Origin of the sequence: Streptomyces sp. NBRC 109706 (assembly GCF_000974485.1) — a bacterium.
Lineage (GTDB): Bacteria > Actinomycetota > Actinomycetes > Streptomycetales > Streptomycetaceae > Streptomyces.
Genome location: NZ_BBOM01000007.1, coordinates 439,634 through 458,604 on the forward strand (window position 1 = coordinate 439,634; position 18,971 = coordinate 458,604).

An 18,971-nucleotide genomic window follows, 5' to 3' on the forward strand; every position below is an offset into this window, starting at 1 on the left:
ACGCCGTTACGGCGCTTCGAGATCACCAAGAACAGGAGCAGCGTGATGACGCAGCACACTCCTGCCCAGGTACCGGCGAAGCCGGAGCGGCCAGGGCTCTACGGCGGCAAGAGCAGCCGCCGGATCACGGTCAGGGACATCGCGGCGGCCAAGCGGCGCGGTGAGAAGTGGCCCATGCTCACCGCCTATGACGCGATGACCGCCTCGGTCTTCGACGAGGCGGGCATCCCGGTGATGCTGGTGGGCGACTCCATGGGGAACACGGCGCTGGGCTACGAGAGCACGGTGCCGGTCACCCTGGAGCAGATGACGATGCTGTCTGCCGCGGTGGTGCGCGGCACCAGCCGGGCGCTGATCGTGGGCGATCTGCCGTTCGGCAGCTTCCAGGAGGGGCCGACGCAGGCGCTGCGCAGCGCCACCCACCTGGTGAAGGAGGCGGGCGTCGGCGCGGTCAAGCTGGAGGGCGGCGAGCGCTCGGCGGACCAGGTGCGGTTGCTGGTCGATTCCGGGATCCCGGTGATGGCGCATGTGGGGCTGACCCCGCAGTCCGTCCACGCCTTCGGCGGCCACCCCGTGCAGGGGCGCGGCGAGGAGGCGGCGGCCCAGCTGCTGCGGGACGCCAAGGCGGTGCAGGACGCGGGCGCCTTCGCCGTGGTGCTCGAACTGGTGACGGCCGAGCTGGCCGCCGAGGTGACGCGCAGCCTCTACATCCCGACGGTCGGCATCGGCTCGGGCGCCGACTGTGACGCCCAGGTCCTGGTCTGGACGGACATGGCCGGGATGACGGACTGGCCGGGCGGCCGGACGCCCCGTTTCATCAAGCAGTACGGGCAGCTGCGCACGGCGCTGGGCGATGCGGCCAGGGCGTTCGCGGAGGACGTGGTGGGCGGCGCCTACCCGGCCGAGGAGCACAGCTTCCACTGACCGACGGGCTCAGGCGGCCCTGGCCTTCCGCCCGTAGTACCAGGCCATGTTGGAGGAGAGCCCGGCCAACAGCACCCAGACGATCCCGATCCAGTGGCCCTGTACGAAGGAGACCACCGCCGCCACGACGGTGAGCAGGCAGAGCGCGAGCGCGAAGCCGGCGAGCCGTCGGGGGTGGCCGGTCGGGGTCGGTGAGGACATGGGCGGGGCTCCGGAAGCTGGGAGACGACGGATGGCGGTCGTACGCGAACCGCGTACGACCGCCATTGTCGCGCGTCGGGTCAGATGTCGGTGAGCCGGATACCGGCGTGCGCCTTGTAGCGGCGGTTGACGGAGATCAGGTTGGCGACCAGCGCCTCGACCTGGTGCGCGTTGCGCAGCCGGCCGGCGAAGACGCCGCGCATCCCGGGGATCAGCTGGGCGATGGCCTGGACCACCGCGCAGTCGTCGCGGGATTCGCCGAGCACCATCACATCGGTGTCGATGGACTCGATCGACGGGTCCTGGAGCAGTACGGCCGAGAGGTGGTGGAAGGCGGCGGTGACCCGGGAGTCCGGCAGCAGCGCGGCGGCCTGTTGGGCGGCGCTGCCCTCCTCGGGGACGATCGGATAGGCGCCCCGCTTGTCGAAGCCGAGCGGGTTGACGCAGTCGACGACCAGCTTGCCGGCGAGTTCGGCGGTCAGCGAGGAGAGCGTCCGCTCGTGCCCGTCCCAGGGGACGGCCACGATCACCACGTCGGCGCGGGAGGCACAGCTCGCATTGTCGGCGCCCTGGACGCCATGGCCCAGTTCCTCGGCCGCGGCGGTGGCGCGCTCGGCCGAGCGGGAGCCGATGATCACCTGCTGGCCGGCCCTGGCCAGCCGGTAGGCGAGGCCGCGCCCCTGGTCACCGGTGCCGCCGAGCACGCCGATCACCAGTCCTGACACGTCGGGGAGTTCCCAGGGGTCCCGCCTGGGGGGTGAGGCGTCATCACGTGTGGTCATACGCCAAATGGTGCCACCGGGGCGGTTGTTTGCCGACCGGGTGTCGCGCTGATCACTCCGTGTCCGCCGGGCCCCGGCCCCGGTCGTCGGGCTCGCCCGGCTCCCGGGGCTCGTCGGGGTCCTCGGCCCAACGCGGGTCGTTGCGCCAGCGGTCGTCGCGTTCCCTGGCGATCTCGATGGCCTGCGCCGCCTCGGCGCGGCTGGGGTAGGGGCCGAGCCGGTCCTTGGCCGGGCACTCCGGGCCTTCCTCGACCTTGCCGTGCTTGAGGCAGTAGTACCACTCGCCCGGCTGGCCGGTCGCCTTGCGCTTGAAGAGAGCCATGTCCCTTATCCTGCCCGCTGTTCGGCCCGCCCGTAGACTCGGACGCATGTCTGGCCAGTCGCTTCTCCAGCCCGGCACGGTTTCGCCGCGGCGCTCCGTTCCCTCCGTCATCCCTCGTCCCGAGTATGTGGGCAAGGCCGCTCCCGCCCGTTACACCGGGCCCGACGCGCAGGATCAGGAGACGATCGAGCGGATGCGGGTGGCCGGCCGGATCGCGGCGCGGGCGATGGCCGAGACCGCCCGTCATATCGAACCGGGCGTCACCACCGACGCGTTGGACGCGGTGGCGCACGCGTTCCTCTGCGACCACGGGGCCTATCCGTCCACGCTCGGCTACCGGAACTTCCCCAAGTCGCTGTGCACCTCGGTGAACGAGGTGATCTGCCACGGCATCCCGGACTCCACGGTGCTGAAGGCCGGCGACATCGTGAACCTGGACATCACGGCCTTTGTCGGCGGGGTGCACGGCGACACCAACGCCACCTACCTGGTGGGCGGCCCCGAGGCGGTGGACGAGGAGTCCCGGCTGCTGGTGGAGCGCACCGAGGAGGCGTTGCGGCGGGCCATCAAGGCGGTGCGCCCGGGCCGTCGGGTCAATGTGATCGGCCGGGTGATCGAGTCCTATGCGAAACGGTTCGGCTACGGCGTGGTCAGGGACTTCACCGGTCACGGGATCAACAGCTCGTTCCATTCGGGGCTGATCGTCCCGCACTACGACGAGCCGGGCGCGGACACCGTGCTGGTGCCGGGGATGACGTTCACCATCGAGCCGATGCTCAATCTGGGCACCCACGAGTGGGAGATGTGGCCCGACGAGTGGACGGTGGTCACCAAGGACCGTGCCCGCTCGGCCCAGTTCGAGCACACCCTGGTGGTCACGGAGCAGGGCGCGGAGGTGCTGACACTGCCCTGACCCCGCCCCGATCTCCGGCCCCGGAAAGGCCCTTGGCTCGGTCCGCTGACATGTTTTACCGACAAGCTGTCGGCAACTGCTTGACTTAGGCAAACCTAAGTAGACAGTATGGCGAGGCGCGGCCCGCCCTGGGCACGCCCCGCCGCCACGGCCCTGGAGGTCACCCGTGACCGTGCTCGATGTCACCGTTCCGTTCTCCACCCAGATACGCGAGGCCTCGCAGGCGCAGCACACCGAGGCGGAGAACTCGACCTTCATGAGCGATCTGCTCTCCGGCCGGCTCGGCGTCTCCGCCTTCCGCCGCTACACGGAGCAGCTGTGGTTCGTCTACCGCGCCCTTGAGGGCGTCACCGACACCCTGGCCGGGGATCCGGTGGCCGCGCCCTTCCTGCGCCCCGAGCTGTTCCGTACCTCGGCGCTGGAGCGCGATCTCGACCATCTGCACGAGGGCGCGGACTGGCGTTCCGCGCTCCGCCCGCTGCCGGCGACCGAGACCTACGCGGCCCGGGTCCTGGAGGTGGCGAACGGCTGGCCGGGCGGCTATGTCGCCCACCACTACACGCGTTACCTGGGCGATCTCTCCGGCGGCCAGGTGATCCGTGGCATCGCCGAGAAGACCTGGGGCTTCGCGCACAAGGGCGACGGCGTGCGGTTCTACGTCTTCGACGGCATCGCCAACCCGGCCGCGTTCAAGCGGGAGTACCGCGCGCTGCTCGACGCGGTGCCGGTGGACGGGCCCGAGCGGCTGCGGATCGTGGACGAGTGCCGCCGCGCCTTCGCGCTCAACACGGCGCTCTTCGCCGACCTCGCCGAGGCCACCCGCTGACCCACCCCCTGGTGAGCGCCCGATCGACGACCCCGGTGGCCAACGCCACCGGGGGCCTTTTCGGTGAATATTTCTGATAAGCGCGTTTTTAGCTTGGTATGAGGAGGCGCACACGGGACGCTGAGGCTCCTTTGGAACGCGGGTCTTCCTCAAGGAGCACGCCCTGAGTACGTCGATCGGCAGCAGCGCAGGGGCGTTCTGGGCCGTGTCCGTTCTGCTGACCGCCACCGCCTGTGGCTCGGCCGGTGCCAATGCGGCATCGGTCGATCCCCGGAACGTCGGGCCGGCCAGCGGCGACATCACCTGGTACGCCATCAACTTCGGCCCCGAGGGATTCCCCGAACAGCTGATCGCGGCCTTCGAGAAGGCCCATCCCGAGATCAGCGTGGACTTCCAGCCGGCGCCCAACAACACCGACACCATGCGGGCCACCCTCACCACCGAGATCACCGGTGGGTCCAGCAGCATCGACGTGTACAACGGCGATCTGGTCTGGCCGGCGCAGTTCGGCGACGCCCAACTGGCGATGCCGCTGGACGAACACCTCCCGGACGACTTCTGGGACCGCTACCCGGAGGAGCGCGCCGACCTCACCGAGTACCGGGGCAAACACCTGGCGGCGCCGCTCTATGTGGACTCGGGCTTCCTCTACTACCGCAAGGACCTGCTGGAGAAGCACGATCTGCCGGTGCCGGGGACCTGGCAGGAGCTGGCCGAGAGCGCCAAGTTCCTCCAGGACGAGAACGAGGTCGACTACGGCTATGTCGGCCAGTGGGCCAACTACGAGGGTCTCACCGTCAACTGGACGGAGCTCTCGGCCGCCGCCGGCGGGCGCAGCGTCTCGGCCGACAACGACGAGGCGGCCATCGACTCGCCGGAAAACCGGCGGGTGCTGGACTTCATGCGGAAGCTGATGGACGAGGGCGTGGTGCCGTCGGCCAGCACCAGCTTCCAGGAGCAGCAGTCGCTCCAGACCTTTGTCGAGGGCGAGGCGGCGTTCCACCGGAACTGGTCCCACGGCTGGGGCATGGCCAACGATCCGCTGGCCTCACGGATCGTCGACAAGGTCGGCGTGATGCCGCTGCCCGGGTTCGAGGGCGGCGAGGACGAGGGCCCGTCGGCGGCGGGCGGCTGGAACCTGATGGTCAACCCGCACAGCGAGGCCATCGGCGCCTCCCTGGTCTTCATCGACTGGATGACCGGGCCCGAGGCACAGCGGATGATGGCGGAGAACTCGGTGCTGCCGGCCAGTGAAGAGGTCCTCAACGACCCGGAGTTGCAGCGGGAGAACCCGGTGCTCGAAGTGGCGGCGGATCTCGACATCGTGGCCCGCCCGGCGAAGACCCCCCGCTATCCCCAGATCAGCCACGGCATCTACACCAACATCAACGGCTCGCTCGCCGGTTCGGCAAGCTCGGCGAGCGCGCTGCGCTCGGCCGCTGACGACATCCAACGCGCGCTGGAGGACCGGGCCCTATGAGCAGTGGCACTGTGCGGAGGGCGACGCCGCAGGAGACCGGCCGATCGGCGCTCGACCGGAAGTTCGCGCGCCTGGGCTGGGGCTTCGCCACACCCGCGCTGGTGGTGGTACTCGCCGTCACCCTCTTCCCGATCGCCTTCTCGGTGGCCATGAGCCTGAGCCATGTCACGGTCTCGGCAAACGGCTTCCAACTGTCGGGCATGACCACCGACCACTACTCGCTGCTGCTGGGCTCCGACCGCTGGCGCCACGCGGTCGTCTTCACCGTGCTCTACACCATCGGCACGGTGGTCGCCGAGCTGGTCCTCGGCACCCTGATCGCCCTGGTGCTGGAACAGCTCTCCGGCGGCCGGGGCTGGATGATGGCCCTGCTGCTGCTGCCCTGGGCGATGATCACGGTGGTCTCGGCCCAGCTGTGGGCCTATATGTACAACGGGGTCTACGGGGTGCTGACCGCCATCTCCGAATCGCTGACCGGCACCCCGTTCCAGTTTCTCGGCACCCCGACCCCCGCGGTGCTGTCGATGGCCGCCGCCGACATCTGGAAGACGACCCCGTTTGTGGCGATCATCGTGCTGGCCGGCCTGATGATGCTGCCCAGCGATGTGGTGGAGGCCGCCCGGGTGGACGGCGCCAACGCCTGGACGGCGTTCTGGAAGGTGCGACTCCCGCTGCTGCGGCCGGCGTTGGTGATCGCCGTCCTCTTCCGCATCCTGCAGGCGTTCGGCATCTTCGACCTGCCCTTCGTGCTGACCGGCGGCGGCCCCGGGGACGCCACCGAATCGCTGGCGCTGCTGGGCTGGCATGTGATGTTCACCAACCTGGACTTCGGGCCAGGGGCGGCCGTGGCCGCGAGCACCGCGGCCCTGGTGCTGGTCGGCTGCCTGATCTTTCTCCGGGCCTTCCGGGCCCGGGTCGGAGACGAGGAGTCACAGACGTGAGACGGCCCGCTGTGCGGTTCCAGTTCCGCTGGGTCCACCTGGCAGCCCTGCTGGTGGCGCTCTTCGTCGCCGCCCCGCTGTACTGGATGGCGGTCAGCTCGCTCAAGCCGATGGAGGAGGTCGGCGCCAACCCGCCGACGGCCTGGCCGGAGCGCTTCACCTTCGAGAACTACCGGCAGGCGTTCGCCGACAACCACTTCGGGGTCTATCTGCTGAACTCCGCCGTGATCTCGCTGCTGGCCACCGGCGTGGTGCTGGCGCTCAGCTCGTTCGCCGGCTACGCGCTCGCCCGGCTGCCGCTGCGCGGCAAGTCGCCCATCATGATCGCGCTGCTGATGATCTCGCTCTTCCCCACCATCGCGCTGGCCGCGCCGCTCTTCCTGCTGATGCGGGAGATCGGCTGGCTGAACAGCTACCAGGGGCTGATCCTCGTCTACACGGCGCTCAATGTGCCGTTCGCCATCTGGATCCTGCGGAACTTCTTCCTGCAGATCCCCAAGGAGATGGAGGAGGTCGCCTGGGTGGACGGCGCCTCCCCGGTGCGCACCGTGCTGAAGGTGATCCTGCCGCAGGCCAGGCCCGGGATGTTCACGGCCGCGATCTTCACCTTCACCGCCTGCTGGACGGAGTTCCTGATCGGCCTCACCCTCAACACGGCCGACAGCTACCGGACGATGCCGGTGGGCGTGGCGCTCTTCGGCAGCACCTTCACCGTTCCCTATGGCACGATCTTCGCCGCCGCGACGGTCTCCGTCCTCCCCATCGCCCTGCTGGTCCTGATCTTCCGCCGCGCGGTGGTCTCCGGCCTCACCTCGGGCGCGGTCAAGGGCTGACGCGGCCACCCGGGCGCCCCGGCACCCTAGGCCGGGTGGGGGGTGATCGGCGATGATCGTCTCGTTTGTGTCGAACGTCTGAAAGCGTGTCGATCGTCTGAGACCGCCGCGCGACGCGGCCCCGTACCGTACGAAAGGTCGTCCCCCGCATGTCGCCCTTCCGCCCCGCTCCGAGCTGGCTCGCCGACGCCGTGCTCTACCAGATCTATCCGCAGAGCTTCGCCGACTCCAACGGCGACGGGATCGGCGACTTCGCCGGCGTCACCGAGCGGCTCGACCATCTGGCCTGGCTGGGCGTCAACACGATCTGGCTCAACCCGTGCTTCGCCTCGCCGTTCGACGACGCCGGCTATGACGTCTCCGACTATCTGTCGGTGGCGCCCCGCTACGGCACCGAGGAGCAGCTGGCCGAGCTGGTGGAGGCCGCGGCGCGGCGGTCGATCCGGGTGATGCTGGATCTGGTGGCCGGTCACACCTCCGACCAGCACCCGTGGTTCCAGCGGGCCGTCGACGATCCGGACGACCACCGCTACATCTGGACCGACCGGGTGGACGAGGCGCTGCCGAAGGGCTTTGTCACCTCGCCGGGCAGCCGTCCCGGCGGCTATCTGCCCAACTTCTTCGACAGCCAGCCCGCGTTGAACTTCGGCTACGCACGCACCGATCCGGACGAGCCGTGGCGGCAGTCGGTGGACTCGGTCGGCCCGCGGGCCAACCGGGCGGCGCTGCGCGAGGTGATGGACCACTGGCTGGGCCTGGGCCTGGCCGGCTTCCGGGTGGACATGGCGCACTCCCTGGTCAAGGACGATCCCGACATGCTGGAGACCAGCAAACTCTGGTCGGAGCTGCGCGGTTGGCTGGACGAGACGCATCCGAGCGCCGCGCTGCTGGCCGAATGGGGCGACCCCTCCGTCTCGGTGCCGGCCGGGTTCCACTCCGACTTCTTCCTCCAGTTCGGCGGCCCGTCGGACGGCCTGCCGCTGCGGTCGCTCTGGAACAACGGGCAGGGCACGGTGGCCGAGCACTGGACCCAGGAGCACTGTTACTTTGCCGCCGAGGGCGCCGCCTCGGCCGGCACCTTTGTCAGCGCCTGGGAGTCGGTCGGCGCGATCGTCGCCGATCTGGGCTTTGTCACACTGCCGACGGCCAACCACGACTTCTCCCGGCTAGCCTGTGGCGACCGCACCGCCGAGCAGCTGCCGGCGGCCTTCGCCTTCCAGCTGACCTGGCCCTCGCTGCCGGCGATCTACTACGGCGACGAGATCGGGATGCGCTATGTGCCCGATCTGCCCGACCACGAGGGGAGCCGCCTCGGCCCGCGCTACAACCGGGCCGGCTCGCGCACCCCGATGCAGTGGGACGGATCGCCCAACGCCGGCTTCTCCAGCGCGCCGGCCGACCAGCTCTATCTGCCGATCGACCCGGACCCGGAGCGGCCCACCGTGGCCGCCCAACGGGCCGACGAGCGCTCGCTGTTGCATCTGGTGCGGCGGCTGATCGCGCTGCGCCGCTCCCATGCCGAGCTGGGCGCGAACTGCGGCGTCGAGGTCTTCCACACCGGCTATCCGCTGGTCTATCTGCGCGGCGAGCGCTTCCTGGTGGTGGTCAACCCACGCCGCGAGCGGGCCGACCATCCGCTGCCGCGCCCCGATCTGGCGACCGCCCGCGAGGTGCTGGGCGACGGCGTCACCGTGGGCCCGGACGGGATCTCGGCCGCCGGCTTCGGCTACGGCGTCTTCGACCTGCGCGGCTGACGACGGGCGGCCAGCGGGGGGCGCGGGGTCAGGACGGGGCGCGGCGGTGGCCGTGCTCCGTGCTGATGGCGCGGATCTCCCGCAGATGCCGCTCCATGGCGGCGCCGGCGGGCGCCGGCTGACGCGCCACCACCGCCTCGAAGATGGCCCGATGGCCCTGGACGGATATCCGCCGGCCCTCCGCCGTCTCATGGGACAACTCACGCGTCTTCCGCGTCCAGTTGGTGGTCATGGTGCAGAGCGTGACCAGCAGCGGGTTCTGCGCGGCGTGGGCCAGCAGGGTGTGGAACTCGACATCCAGCGCCAGGGATTCGGCCGGGCCAAGATCCTCCTGGGAACGCGCCAGCACATCCTCCAGGGAGAGGAGGTTGGAATCGGCGGCGCGCACCGCGGCGAGCTGGGCTATCCGCGGCTCCACCAGATCCCGCAGCTCGGTGGCGTTGGCGATCTCCACATCCAACTCCGAAAGATTCTCGTAGAGTTGTGCGGCATCCTCGGAGATGTCGGCCACCACGCTGCCGCGCCCCTGGTGTCGTTCGATCAGCTTCTTCGACTCCAGCTCGAACATCGCCTCCCGCAGCGAGGCCCGGGAGACATGGAGGCTGGCGGCCAACTCCCGCTCGGCGGGCAGCCGATCGCCGGCGGCCAGCTCGCCGCTGGTGATCAGCCGCTCCAGATGCGCCGCAACCTCGGCGCCGACGCTGCGCGAACGCCGCAGCATGGGTGGGATGGACGCGAAGCTCAATTCCGGCTCCTTTTACCGAGGGCCAGTTGAGGGCCAGCCGACTGGGACCACTGGTCTGACCAATCAGTACCACCTCGTATCGCGGCACCGCAAGACGTGTCGACGCACAGCGTCCCCGTTGGCCGAGATCCGTTGATATCCGGCGCGTTTCCGTTCTCACCTGCGTCAACACCCGTCGGGCCGGCACCGTTTCGGCCACGTAAAAGGGCCATTACGTTCGCCGCCACCCCTGGACTCCCCCCGCCTGGGCCCGCCTACTGTGGCCGGGACGTCGGATGGTCAGACCAATTCGGTTCCGGTCGACGGCCGACGGGACACAGCGGGACAGCAGGACACAGCGGGACAGCGAAGCGAGGGGCGCGACCACCAGTGAAGACAACGGCAGCCGGGGCCTTCCCCGTTCTCCAACCGGGCGAGGGTCTGCCCCGGGGCGTCGACTATCTGCCGGCCGACCCCGACCATGTGCTCTGGGGCCGCCTCCCGTGCGCCGGGGACAAGCCGGCGGCGACGGTGCGGTCGGGCGAGAGCATCCTGGTCGACACCGTCAGCCACGAGGGGATCCTGGAGGACCAGGGCTCCGATCCCGTCGCCTTCTTCGGGCGCTACGGCGTCGAACGGGAGCAGGTGCTGGCCGACGCCGTCGAGATCACCGCGACCGGCCGGCGGCGTCCCGGCTCGGACGGGCCCCATGTGGTCACCGGCCCGATCGCGGTCGAGGGCGCGAGGCCCGGGGATCTGCTGGCGGTCCGCACCGAGCGGCTGACGATGCGCGCGCCCTACGGGGTGATCTCCACCCGGCACGGCCGGGGCGTGCTCGCCGCCGATCCCCAACTGGGCGGCGACTACCACACGTTCTGCGGGGTGACGGCGGGACCGGGGGGACGCTGGCTGGGCACGCTGCCCACCGGACGGGACGACGAGGCGCTGGCGACGTTCCCCCTGGAGCCCTTTCTGGGCCTGGTGGGCGTGGCCACCGACACCGCCGACCGGGCCAACTCGGTGCCACCCGGCCTGCATGGCGGGAATATCGACATCCGGCTGCTGACCCCGGGCGCCACCCTCTTCCTGCCGGTGCAGGTGCCGGAGGCGCTGCTCTATGTCGGCGATCCGCACTACGCCCAGGGCAACGGCGAGGTGGCGCTGACCGCGTTCGAGGCACCGCTGCGGGCCGAGTTGAGCGTCGAACTGCTCCCGGGGGACCAGGTCAGGGAGGAACTGGGCGGGGTGCGGGGCCCGTTCGCCGCCGGGCACGGGCTGTTGATCCCCACGGGCCTCGACGCCGATCTCAACGAGGCGCTGCGCCGCTGTGTGCGCAACGCCGTGGCGCTGCTGGGCGCGGTGTTCGGCATGGAGCGGCGGCAGGCGTATCTCTATCTGAGCGCGGCGGCCGACTTCCAGGTGTCGCAGGCGGTGGATCTGGTGGCCGGCGTCCATGGCGAGCTGCGGGTGGCCGATTTCGTGGCCGGGGCCGGCGGCGCCGGACGGCTGGCGCGGCGGATTCTGGAGCACACCCGATGAGCGACACGAACGCTGTGGAAGTACTCGCGCCGGGGCCCCTTCCGGCGGGGTTGATGGATGCTTTCTGGGCCTATGACCGTGCCCTGCTCGGCAACGACGTCCCGGCGCTGGACAGCAGTTTCGCGCGGGGGGCCGACACCCTGCGGGCCGATGGCTCGGGCGTCGTGGTCGGCCACCGGGCGATCAGCGAGTTCCGGGCGGCGCGCACCGCCATCCCGAACCGCCGGGTGGTGCGGGTCCATGTGCGGTTGCCGGCCGACGGGGTGGCGTTGATCGTCGCCGAGGTGGTCTCGCCCGCCGGGGCCCCCGGGTTGCAGACCCAGCTCTGGCAGCGCGGCGCGGACGGCTGGCGGGTCGGCGTGGCCCATGTGACGGCGCCGGCGCGGCCGTTGGACGGGACGGTGTGGCGGGTGCTGGGCGCCCCGCTGGTGCCGGGGCGCGACGCCGGGCCGCTGCGGGGGCTGACCTTCGCCGTCAAGGATCTCTTCGCGGTGGCCGGGCACGCGGTCGGCGCCGGGGTGGCCGGGTATCTGGCCCAGGCCCGGGTGCGGACCGAACACGCCCACGCGGTCGGGGTGTTGCTGGAAGCGGGCGCCTCGATCGCCGGGATCGCGCAGACCGACGAGTTCGCCTACAGCGTCCATGGGCGTGGCGGGCGGCAGGGCACCCCGGACAATCCGGCCGCGCCCGGGCGGCTGCCCGGCGGTTCCACCAGCGGTCCCGCGGTCGCGGTGGCCAGGGGCGAGGTCGCGTTCGGCCTCGGCACCGACACGGCCGGCTCGATCCGGGTGCCCGGCTCCTACCAGGGGTTGTGGGGCATCAGGACCACCACGGGGGCGATCGGCACCGAGGGGCTGCTGCCGCTGGCGCCGTCCTTCGACACGGTCGGCTGGCTCGCCGGGGACGGCGGGACGCTGCTGGCGGTGGCGGAGGCGCTGCTGCCCGAGGATGCCCGGACCGGGCACGCTGAGCCCGCCGGGCACGCCGAGCTGGTCACGGTGCCCGCGCTCAACTCCCAGGCCGACCGGGAGATCGCCGAGGCGGTAGCGGGCACGGCGGATGCCCTGGGCGCCACCGCACTGGAGGTGGCCTGGGATCTCGACTCCTGGTACGCGGCCTTCCGCACCGTCCAGGGCTGGGAGGCCTGGCGTGCCCATGGCGCCTGGATCGCCGCCAACCCCGGCGCGCTGAGCGCCGACGTGGCGGCCCGTTTCGACCGGGCCGCCCGCATCACCGACGAAGAACACGCTTCCGCGCGGCGGGAGTTGGCGGATGCCAGCGAAGCCATCCGCACCGCGGTCCAGGACCGGTTCCTGCTGCTGCCGGCCACGCCCACCGGGCCGCCGCCGGCGGCCGGCATCGGCCCCGAGGCGCTGGCCGTGATCAGGGACCGCACGCTGCGGCTGACCTGCCTGGCGTCCCTGGCCGGCCTGCCCGCCCTCACCGTGCCGGCCGCGAAGCCGGCCGGGATGCCCACCGGGATGCCTCTCGGGCGAGCCTCCGGGCTGCCCGTCGGGCTCGGTCTGGTGGGCCCCCCGGGCTCCGACCGCGCACTGATCCGCTTCGCCCTGAGCGCCACGGCCACGGCGGCCGGCCGCTCGCCCCATGCACAGGAGGAACACCCGTGAACCACCGACACCACCGACTGCTCAGGACCGGCGCGACCGCCGTGCTCGGCCTCTCCCTCGCCGCCGGCCTCGCCGGCTGTGGAACATCGTCGGGTGACGACGGCGACGCGGGCGGCGGCGGCACCGTCAAGATCGGCACGCTGCGCAGCCAGCCCCATCTCTACTCGCCCTATTTCATGCAGCAGTTCGCCGAGGACGGCATCACCTACGAGATCGCCACCTTCGACAACTCCCCCGACATCAAGAACGCCCTCTCCAGCGGGGCCATCGACTTCGCCGTGCTGGGCGCCCCCTCGATGCTGGCCGGCTCGGCGGCCGGCGAGGACATCCGGATCATCGGCTCGGCCGCCAACGGCGGTTCCGGCTTTGTCGGCAGCCCCGACATCACCGGCCCCGAGGACCTGGTGGGCGCCAAGATCGGTTTCCCGGCCGGCTCCTCCCAGGAGATCCTGCTGAAGCTCACCCTGGAGGCCAACGGGATCGACCCGGAAACGGACGTCGAGTTGGTCAACCTGCCCTACCCGGACATGGCGCCGGCCTATGAGTCGGGGCAGATCGACGCCTTCCTCGGCGCCGAGACCGGCGTCTCCATCGCGCTCCACGCGGGCGCGCACGAGATCCTCTCGCCCTATGACACGGCCATCGGCGGCGTGAACATCGTCTTCGCCACCGGCGCCGACACCATCGAGGACGATCCCGAGCTGGTCCAGGACGTCACCGACTCCTTCATCCAGGCGATCGGCCTGATGAACGAGGACCCGCAGGCCTGGGTCGACGGCGTGGTGGAGACCTTCGGGCTCGACCCGGAGGTGACGGCCAGATCGGTGGAGAACATCACGCCCAGGTACGCGCTCGACGAGGAGTACCGGGCGCAGGCCGCCTCGCTCGCCGAGCAGATGGTGGCCTTCGACCAGATCTCCGGCGAACCGGATCTGGAGACCGTCTTCGACAGCACCTTCGTCGAGGCGAGCAGCTTCGCCGACTGAACCAGCCGCCGCGACCCGAAGGAGTTCCCTTGACCACCTCGACCGGATCCCTCGAAACCGCGCCGGTGGCGCCGGCCGCGCCGCCGCCCGCCGAACCCGCCGAACCGCCCGGCCCCGCCAGGACTTCGGCCCGCCGCGCCGGCCGCCTCCGCTCCGCGCTGGTCTCCACCCTGTACGCGTTGCCCGTCCCCGTGCTGCTGGTGATCCTCTGGGACCGGGGCGTGGAGGGCGCCTGGCTGCTGCCGTTCGGCATCCAGATGGAGCATCTGCCCACGCCGTACGAGGTGGCCCGCCGGTTCGCCGACCTGGCCGTCGGCGGCATCATCGACGACTCCTACAGCGGAACGCTCTGGGAGCACCTGTGGGCCAGCACCAAGCGGGTGCTCCAGGGGTTCGCCCTGGCGGCGGCGGTGGCCATTCCCCTGGGCATCGTGATGGGCCGATCGCGCACGGTCTTCCGCCTGTTGGAGCCGACGATCAACCTGGTCCGGCCCATTCCGGTGACCGCCTGGGCCCCGCTGTCCCTGCTGATCATCGGCTTCGGCGACCAGTCGACGATCTTCCTGGTCTTCCTGGCCTCGGTGTTCGCGATTCTGCTGAACACCATCGCCGGGGTCCGTGAGGTGCCCGAACGGCTGATCGAGGCGGCGGCGATGCTGGGCACCCGGCCGGCGCGGGCCCTCTACAAGGTGGTGCTGCCGGCCGCCGTCCCCAGCATCATCGGCGGGCTGCGGATCGCGCTCGGACTGGCCTGGGTGATCCTGGTGGTCGGCGAGACCGTGGGGATCAGCACCGGTCTCGGCGCGATGATCACCCAGGCCAGGGAGCAGTCCCGCACGGATCTGATCGTGGCCGTAATGATCGTGATCGGTCTGGCCGGCTTCCTGGCCGACCGGCTTCTGATGCTGCTCGTCCGCCTGATCGGCGGCCGACGTCCATTGATCAACTGACGCCCGAAGGCCCCGAAGGACCCCCGAAGGCCCCCCGTTCCCCTGGCACCGCCAGTCCTGGACGACCATCAGCGAAGGAGCGCGTCACCGTGCGAACGTCCCCATCCACCCAGCGGGCCGAGCCGGCCGGCATCGAGATCGACGAGCTGGGCAAGCGCTACCCCGGTTCGGCGTCCTTCGCCATGGACGGCGTGAGCATCGATATCGCCGAGGGCGAGTTCATCTGCGTGGTCGGCGCCAGCGGGTGCGGAAAGTCAACGCTGCTGCGCATCCTGGCCGGTTTCGAGACCGCGACCAGGGGCACCGTCCGGGTCGGCGGCGCCCCGGTGAACGGCCCCGGGCCCGACCGGGCCGTCGTCTTCCAGGACTACGGCCTCTTCCCCTGGCTGACCGTCGCCGAGAACATCGCCTACGGCCCCAAACAGGCCAGGCTGCCCAGGGCGACCGTGCGCGAGCGCACCGCGCGGGCGCTGGAGGCCGTCGGCCTCGCCAGGGTGGAGCGGTCGTTCCCGCACCAGCTCTCCGGCGGGATGCAGCAACGCGTCGCCATCGCCCGGGTGTTGGCCAACAACCCGGCGGTTCTGCTGATGGACGAGCCGTTCGGCGCGCTGGACGCGCTGACCCGCTCGGCCATGCAGGCCGAACTCCAGCGCATCCACCGCGAGGCCGGGGTGACCGTCGTCTTCGTCACCCACAGCATCGAGGAGGCCGTCTACCTCGCCGACCGGGTGGTGGTGATGGCCGGCGGCTCCGCGCACGGCAACTCCGGCTATGTGCGGGAGATCGTCGGCATCGACCTGCCGGCCGGACGCGACACCACCTCGCCCGAGTTCAACGCGCTCAAGCGCCGCATCGACGCCCTGGTCCACCAGGGCAACGAGGCCGCGGCGGCCTGACCCACACCCCCGTCACTCCTCAGGAACGAGAGCCACCACCATGACCGTGCCCCACGACCCCAGGGAACCGTTCGACCTGCTGCTGAAGGGCGGACGGGTCGTCGATCCGGCCGCCGGCATCGACGCCGTGCGCGATATCGCGATCGGCGACGGACGGATCGCCGCCGTCGCCCCCGACATCTCCCCCGCCGACGCCCGGGAGGTCGTCGAGGTCGGCGGCCGGCTGGTGCTGCCCGGGCTGATCGACACCCATGGCCATATCTACCAGCATGTCACCGGCCGCTTCGGCCTCAACGCCGATCTGGTCGGGGTCCGTTCGGGCGTGACCACGGTGGTGGACCAGGGCGGCCCGTCCTGTATGACGCTGCCCGGCTACCGCCACCATGTCGCCGAGTCCTCGGCGACCCGCTGCCTGGCGTTTCTCTCCGCCTATCTGGTCGGCGGACTCGAAGGGCACCTCTACAGCCAGCTCTACAGCCCCGACGGCGTCGATGTCGCGGCGACCGTGGCCTCCGCCCGCGCCAACCCCGATCTGGTGCGCGGCATCAAGGCGCACGCCGAGATCGGCGGCTTCGCCCGCTGGGGCATCCGGGTCATCGAGCTGGCCGCCGACATCGCCCACCGGGCCGAACTCCCCCTCTATGTGCACTTCGGGCAGCTCTGGGGCCTGCCGGAGAGCGGCAACAACGGCGAGGACGCGGACACCATCATCGAGCGGGTCATCCCCCTGCTCGACGAGGGCGATGTGCTGGCGCACCCCTTCACCCGGCACCCGGGCGGCTTCGTCAACCGCGAGGGCCAGGTGCACACGGTGATCAGGGCCGCGCTGGACCGGGGGCTCAAGGTGGACGTCGGCCATGGCAGCCACTTCTCCTACCGGCTGGCCCGCACCGCGCTCGGGGCCGGCGTCATCCCTGACACACTGGGCGCCGATATGCACGGTTACAACACCCATGTGCCCGCTCCCCCGGGAACGCCGGAGGAGCATCCGGACGACGAGAACCACCCGTTCCTCGGACAGGCCCGCTTCAGCCTGGTGCAGGCGATGAGTTCGATGCTGGCGCTGGGCCTGACACTGAACGAGGTGGTGCCCATGGTGACGACCAACCCGGCACGAATGCTGGGCCTCCAGGACGAGTTGGGCTCCCTGGCCCCGGGCCGGATCGCCGATGTCACCGTGCTCGACGACGAACGCGGCGCTTTCCTGCTGCGCGACAACGAGGGCACCGAGGTGGCGACGGACCGGCTGCTGCGCCCCGCGTTCTGCCTGCGCGCCGGGGAACGGTTCGACGCGGACTCGCCGCTGCTGCCGACGCCCGAACCCGTGCCGGCGTGAGCGGCCCCGAGGCGCCGGACCGGGCGGCGCGGACGGCGGCCTATGACAACAACGCGGCGGTCGCGGACAGCGCCGCCCTGGTGCGGGAGCGCAACGCGGCTTCGGCCGTCTACCGTTCGGCGCATCCCCACGGCCTGGACGTTCCCTATGGCGAACGGGAACGGAACCGCGTCGACCTCTATCCAGGCGACCGTCCCGAGACGCCCTGTCTGGTCTTTCTGCACGGCGGCTACTGGCAGCGCAACGGGCGGGAGGACTTCGCCGCCGTGGCCGCCGGCGTCCGTCACCACGGCTGGTCGGCCGCGCTGCCGGGCTACACCCTGGCGCCGGCCGCCTCGTTGACCGGGATCGTCGCCGAGGTCCGGCTGGCGCTGGACTGGCTGGCCGCGCACGGCCCCGCCCATGGCATCGCGGGCCCGCTGCTGCTGGCCGGCTGGTCGGCCGGCGCGCAGCTCGCCGCGCTGGCCCTCGACCATCCGGCGGTGCGCGCCGGACTCGCGGTCTCCGGCGTCTACGAGCTCGGCCCGCTGCGGGACACCACGCTCGACGACGCCCTGGCGCTGACCGACGAGGAGCTGGCGCGACTCTCCCCGCTGCGGCTGCCGCCCGTCCGCAAGCCGCTGACCATCGCCTACGGCAGCCGGGAGCTGCCGGCCCTGGTCGCCGACGCGAAGGCGCTGGCGCGGCTGCGGGCCGCCTCGGGCGCGCCTGGCGAACTGCTGGAGATTCGCGACCGCGACCATTTCACCGTGCTGCGGGAACTGTCCTCCCCCGACGGCCTGTTGACCCGGGCGGCGCTGGCCGCGCCGGTGTCCTGACGTGTTCTGATTGAGGAGTCCGCAGTGAGTTCGACGCGACCGGCCCGGCTGGCGCTGCTGTTGATGGTGGTGCTCACCTTTGTCACCGGAGTGGTGGACGCGGTGGGCTTCCTGGGCCTGGACCGGGTCTTCACCGGCAATATGACCGGCAATATCGTCATCCTCGGCATGGGCCTGGCCGGCGCCGACGCGCTGCCGGTGCTGGGCCCCTCGGTGGCCCTGGTGGCGTTCGCCGCCGGCGCGTCGGCGGCCGGCCTGCTGCTCCGGGCGAGCCCCGCCGGCTGGTCGGACCGCGTCACCGTTCTGTTGGCGGCGGGGACCGCCATGCTGGCGGCCCTGACCCTGGCGTTGCTGCTGCTGGACGAGCACCCCGGCACCCTGGCCCAACTCGCCGTCGCCGCCGGCACGGCAGCGCCGATGGGCAGCCAGGCGGCGGTGGCCCGCAAGGTGGGGGTGGCCGAGATGACCACGGTGGTCGTCACCTCCACATTGACGACGCTGGCCAGCGAGTCCTTCCCGCGCGGCGGCCGGGCGGCGCTGGTCAACCGCAGAACGGCCGCGATCCTCGCCATCTTCCTCGGCGCCGTGGCGGGCGCGCTGCTGCTCCGCCTCCACCTCGCGGTCCCCATGGGCCTGGCGGCGGCCGCCACCGGCACCGTGGCCTTCCTCGGCCACACCCGCCTGCGCGGACAGGCGCTCTGACCGGCGCGTTCCGCACCGTTGCGTTTGAGCCAGCCGGAAGCGGCTAGGTGACGGTCATGGCCACATCAAAAGTGAAGCTCGGACCGCTGGCAACGGTGATCTCGGTTGTCGCCAATGTGGTGGCTTCCATCATCGGCCTGTGGATACTGCTCTACCTCATCGACGCCAACCCGGAGAACCACCTGGTCAACTTCAGCCACGACGCGTCGCGTTGGCTGGCCACCTGGTCACACGACCTCTTCACCTTCGACCGGGAATGGGCCCGCGTCGTCGGCGGCTACGGCCTGGCGGCCGTGGTCTACGCCCTCGTCGGCAACTTCGCCGCAGCCCGCCTCCGCCGCTACTAGCCTGCGGCGCCAAGCCGCCCGCCCGCGCCCGGCGTTGGACGACGTGGTGAACGCGACGGCCCGTCCGTG

The 18,971-nt window shown here is 71.1% G+C and carries 20 protein-coding genes; 16 read left to right on the forward strand and 4 right to left on the reverse strand.

Annotated elements, in window-relative coordinates; genetic code table 11:
* Nucleotides 1-45: 45 nt before the first annotated feature.
* Nucleotides 46-924: a 3-methyl-2-oxobutanoate hydroxymethyltransferase gene (panB, locus tag AOM46_RS16185; protein WP_062211897.1), complete on the forward strand. Its 879-nt coding sequence runs from the start codon at nucleotides 46-48 to the stop codon at nucleotides 922-924.
* Between the two features lie 9 nt (nucleotides 925-933).
* On the opposite strand, the gene AOM46_RS16190 is transcribed toward panB, so the two are convergent.
* The 3 genes from AOM46_RS16190 to AOM46_RS16200 form a co-directional block, all read right to left on the reverse strand.
* Nucleotides 934-1,125, reverse strand: coding sequence for a hypothetical protein (locus tag AOM46_RS16190; RefSeq protein ID WP_062211899.1), 192 nt, complete (start codon nucleotides 1,123-1,125; stop codon nucleotides 934-936).
* 80 nt (nucleotides 1,126-1,205) lie between these two features.
* Nucleotides 1,206-1,907: an NADPH-dependent F420 reductase gene (npdG, locus tag AOM46_RS16195; protein WP_062211902.1), complete on the reverse strand. Its 702-nt coding sequence runs from the start codon at nucleotides 1,905-1,907 to the stop codon at nucleotides 1,206-1,208.
* Between the two features lie 52 nt (nucleotides 1,908-1,959).
* On the reverse strand, nucleotides 1,960-2,229 hold the full coding sequence (locus AOM46_RS16200; protein ID WP_062211905.1) for a hypothetical protein: 270 nt from the start codon (nucleotides 2,227-2,229) through the stop codon (nucleotides 1,960-1,962).
* A gap of 46 nt (nucleotides 2,230-2,275) precedes the next feature.
* On the opposite strand from AOM46_RS16200, the gene map reads away from it, so the two are divergent.
* The 6 genes from map (at nucleotide 2,276) to AOM46_RS16230 (ending at nucleotide 8,976) form a co-directional block, all read left to right on the forward strand.
* Entirely contained in the window at nucleotides 2,276-3,142 is an 867-nt protein-coding gene (map, locus tag AOM46_RS16205) for a type I methionyl aminopeptidase (RefSeq protein WP_062211908.1), read from the forward strand.
* Between the two features lie 166 nt (nucleotides 3,143-3,308).
* Nucleotides 3,309-3,968: a heme oxygenase (biliverdin-producing) gene (locus tag AOM46_RS16210; protein WP_062211911.1), complete on the forward strand. Its 660-nt coding sequence runs from the start codon at nucleotides 3,309-3,311 to the stop codon at nucleotides 3,966-3,968.
* A gap of 205 nt (nucleotides 3,969-4,173) precedes the next feature.
* Nucleotides 4,174-5,448: an ABC transporter substrate-binding protein gene (locus AOM46_RS16215; protein WP_062211914.1), complete on the forward strand. Its 1,275-nt coding sequence runs from the start codon at nucleotides 4,174-4,176 to the stop codon at nucleotides 5,446-5,448.
* A complete protein-coding gene (locus AOM46_RS16220) occupies nucleotides 5,445-6,389 on the forward strand; it encodes a carbohydrate ABC transporter permease (protein ID WP_062211917.1) in 945 nt (314 codons plus the stop codon). The genes AOM46_RS16215 and AOM46_RS16220 overlap by 4 nt, the downstream gene beginning before the upstream one ends.
* On the forward strand, nucleotides 6,386-7,222 hold the full coding sequence (locus tag AOM46_RS16225) for a carbohydrate ABC transporter permease (protein WP_062211920.1): 837 nt from the start codon (nucleotides 6,386-6,388) through the stop codon (nucleotides 7,220-7,222). The genes AOM46_RS16220 and AOM46_RS16225 overlap by 4 nt, the downstream gene beginning before the upstream one ends.
* Nucleotides 7,223-7,371: 149 nt before the next feature.
* A complete protein-coding gene (locus tag AOM46_RS16230) occupies nucleotides 7,372-8,976 on the forward strand; it encodes an alpha-amylase family glycosyl hydrolase (RefSeq protein ID WP_062211923.1) in 1,605 nt (534 codons plus the stop codon).
* Between the two features lie 28 nt (nucleotides 8,977-9,004).
* Here AOM46_RS16230 and AOM46_RS16235 read toward each other — a convergent pair whose 3' ends face one another.
* Complete coding sequence (locus AOM46_RS16235) at nucleotides 9,005-9,721, reverse strand: FadR/GntR family transcriptional regulator (RefSeq protein ID WP_158920444.1); 717 nt, start codon at nucleotides 9,719-9,721, stop codon at nucleotides 9,005-9,007.
* A gap of 369 nt (nucleotides 9,722-10,090) precedes the next feature.
* On the opposite strand from AOM46_RS16235, the gene AOM46_RS16240 reads away from it, so the two are divergent.
* From AOM46_RS16240 to AOM46_RS16280, 9 genes are all read left to right on the forward strand, one after another.
* Nucleotides 10,091-11,239, forward strand: coding sequence for an acetamidase/formamidase family protein (locus AOM46_RS16240; RefSeq protein WP_062211931.1), 1,149 nt, complete (start codon nucleotides 10,091-10,093; stop codon nucleotides 11,237-11,239).
* Entirely contained in the window at nucleotides 11,236-12,867 is a 1,632-nt protein-coding gene (locus AOM46_RS16245; RefSeq protein ID WP_067226281.1) for an AtzH-like domain-containing protein, read from the forward strand. Before AOM46_RS16240 ends, AOM46_RS16245 begins: the two co-directional genes overlap by 4 nt.
* Nucleotides 12,864-13,853 carry an ABC transporter substrate-binding protein gene (locus AOM46_RS16250; RefSeq protein WP_062211940.1) on the forward strand — a complete coding sequence of 330 codons (990 nt, stop codon included), beginning with the start codon at nucleotides 12,864-12,866 and terminating at the stop codon, nucleotides 13,851-13,853. The genes AOM46_RS16245 and AOM46_RS16250 overlap by 4 nt, the downstream gene beginning before the upstream one ends.
* A 29-nt stretch (nucleotides 13,854-13,882) precedes the next feature.
* On the forward strand, nucleotides 13,883-14,803 hold the full coding sequence (locus AOM46_RS16255) for an ABC transporter permease (RefSeq protein WP_078856873.1): 921 nt from the start codon (nucleotides 13,883-13,885) through the stop codon (nucleotides 14,801-14,803).
* 89 nt (nucleotides 14,804-14,892) lie between these two features.
* Nucleotides 14,893-15,699 carry an ABC transporter ATP-binding protein gene (locus AOM46_RS16260; protein ID WP_062211943.1) on the forward strand — a complete coding sequence of 269 codons (807 nt, stop codon included), beginning with the start codon at nucleotides 14,893-14,895 and terminating at the stop codon, nucleotides 15,697-15,699.
* Between the two features lie 40 nt (nucleotides 15,700-15,739).
* The gene (locus tag AOM46_RS16265) at nucleotides 15,740-17,035 is read left to right on the forward strand and encodes an amidohydrolase/deacetylase family metallohydrolase (RefSeq protein WP_062211946.1); all 1,296 of its coding nucleotides are present in this window, start codon (nucleotides 15,740-15,742) and stop codon (nucleotides 17,033-17,035) included.
* Nucleotides 17,032-17,853, forward strand: coding sequence for an alpha/beta hydrolase (locus AOM46_RS16270; RefSeq protein ID WP_062211948.1), 822 nt, complete (start codon nucleotides 17,032-17,034; stop codon nucleotides 17,851-17,853). Before AOM46_RS16265 ends, AOM46_RS16270 begins: the two co-directional genes overlap by 4 nt.
* A gap of 24 nt (nucleotides 17,854-17,877) precedes the next feature.
* A complete protein-coding gene (locus tag AOM46_RS16275) occupies nucleotides 17,878-18,555 on the forward strand; it encodes a YoaK family protein (protein ID WP_234313802.1) in 678 nt (225 codons plus the stop codon).
* A gap of 56 nt (nucleotides 18,556-18,611) precedes the next feature.
* A complete protein-coding gene (locus AOM46_RS16280) occupies nucleotides 18,612-18,902 on the forward strand; it encodes a hypothetical protein (protein WP_062212723.1) in 291 nt (96 codons plus the stop codon).
* Nucleotides 18,903-18,971 lie beyond the last annotated feature (69 nt).

What these genes read in the sequence shown, in the direction of transcription:
- AOM46_RS16200 (WP_062211905.1), bottom strand. Translation starts at nt 2,229, where the DNA reads ATGGCTCTCTTCAAGCGCAAGGCGACCGGCCAGCCGGGCGAGTGGTAC.
- AOM46_RS16280 (WP_062212723.1), top strand. Translation starts at nt 18,612, where the DNA reads ATGGCCACATCAAAAGTGAAGCTCGGACCGCTGGCAACGGTGATCTCG.
- AOM46_RS16220 (WP_062211917.1), top strand. Translation starts at nt 5,445, where the DNA reads ATGAGCAGTGGCACTGTGCGGAGGGCGACGCCGCAGGAGACCGGCCGA.
- AOM46_RS16265 (WP_062211946.1), top strand. Translation starts at nt 15,740, where the DNA reads ATGACCGTGCCCCACGACCCCAGGGAACCGTTCGACCTGCTGCTGAAG.
- npdG (WP_062211902.1), bottom strand. Translation starts at nt 1,907, where the DNA reads ATGACCACACGTGATGACGCCTCACCCCCCAGGCGGGACCCCTGGGAA.
- AOM46_RS16245 (WP_067226281.1), top strand. Translation starts at nt 11,236, where the DNA reads ATGAGCGACACGAACGCTGTGGAAGTACTCGCGCCGGGGCCCCTTCCG.
- map (WP_062211908.1), top strand. Translation starts at nt 2,276, where the DNA reads ATGTCTGGCCAGTCGCTTCTCCAGCCCGGCACGGTTTCGCCGCGGCGC.
- AOM46_RS16230 (WP_062211923.1), top strand. Translation starts at nt 7,372, where the DNA reads ATGTCGCCCTTCCGCCCCGCTCCGAGCTGGCTCGCCGACGCCGTGCTC.
- AOM46_RS16190 (WP_062211899.1), bottom strand. Translation starts at nt 1,125, where the DNA reads ATGTCCTCACCGACCCCGACCGGCCACCCCCGACGGCTCGCCGGCTTC.
- panB (WP_062211897.1), top strand. Translation starts at nt 46, where the DNA reads ATGACGCAGCACACTCCTGCCCAGGTACCGGCGAAGCCGGAGCGGCCA.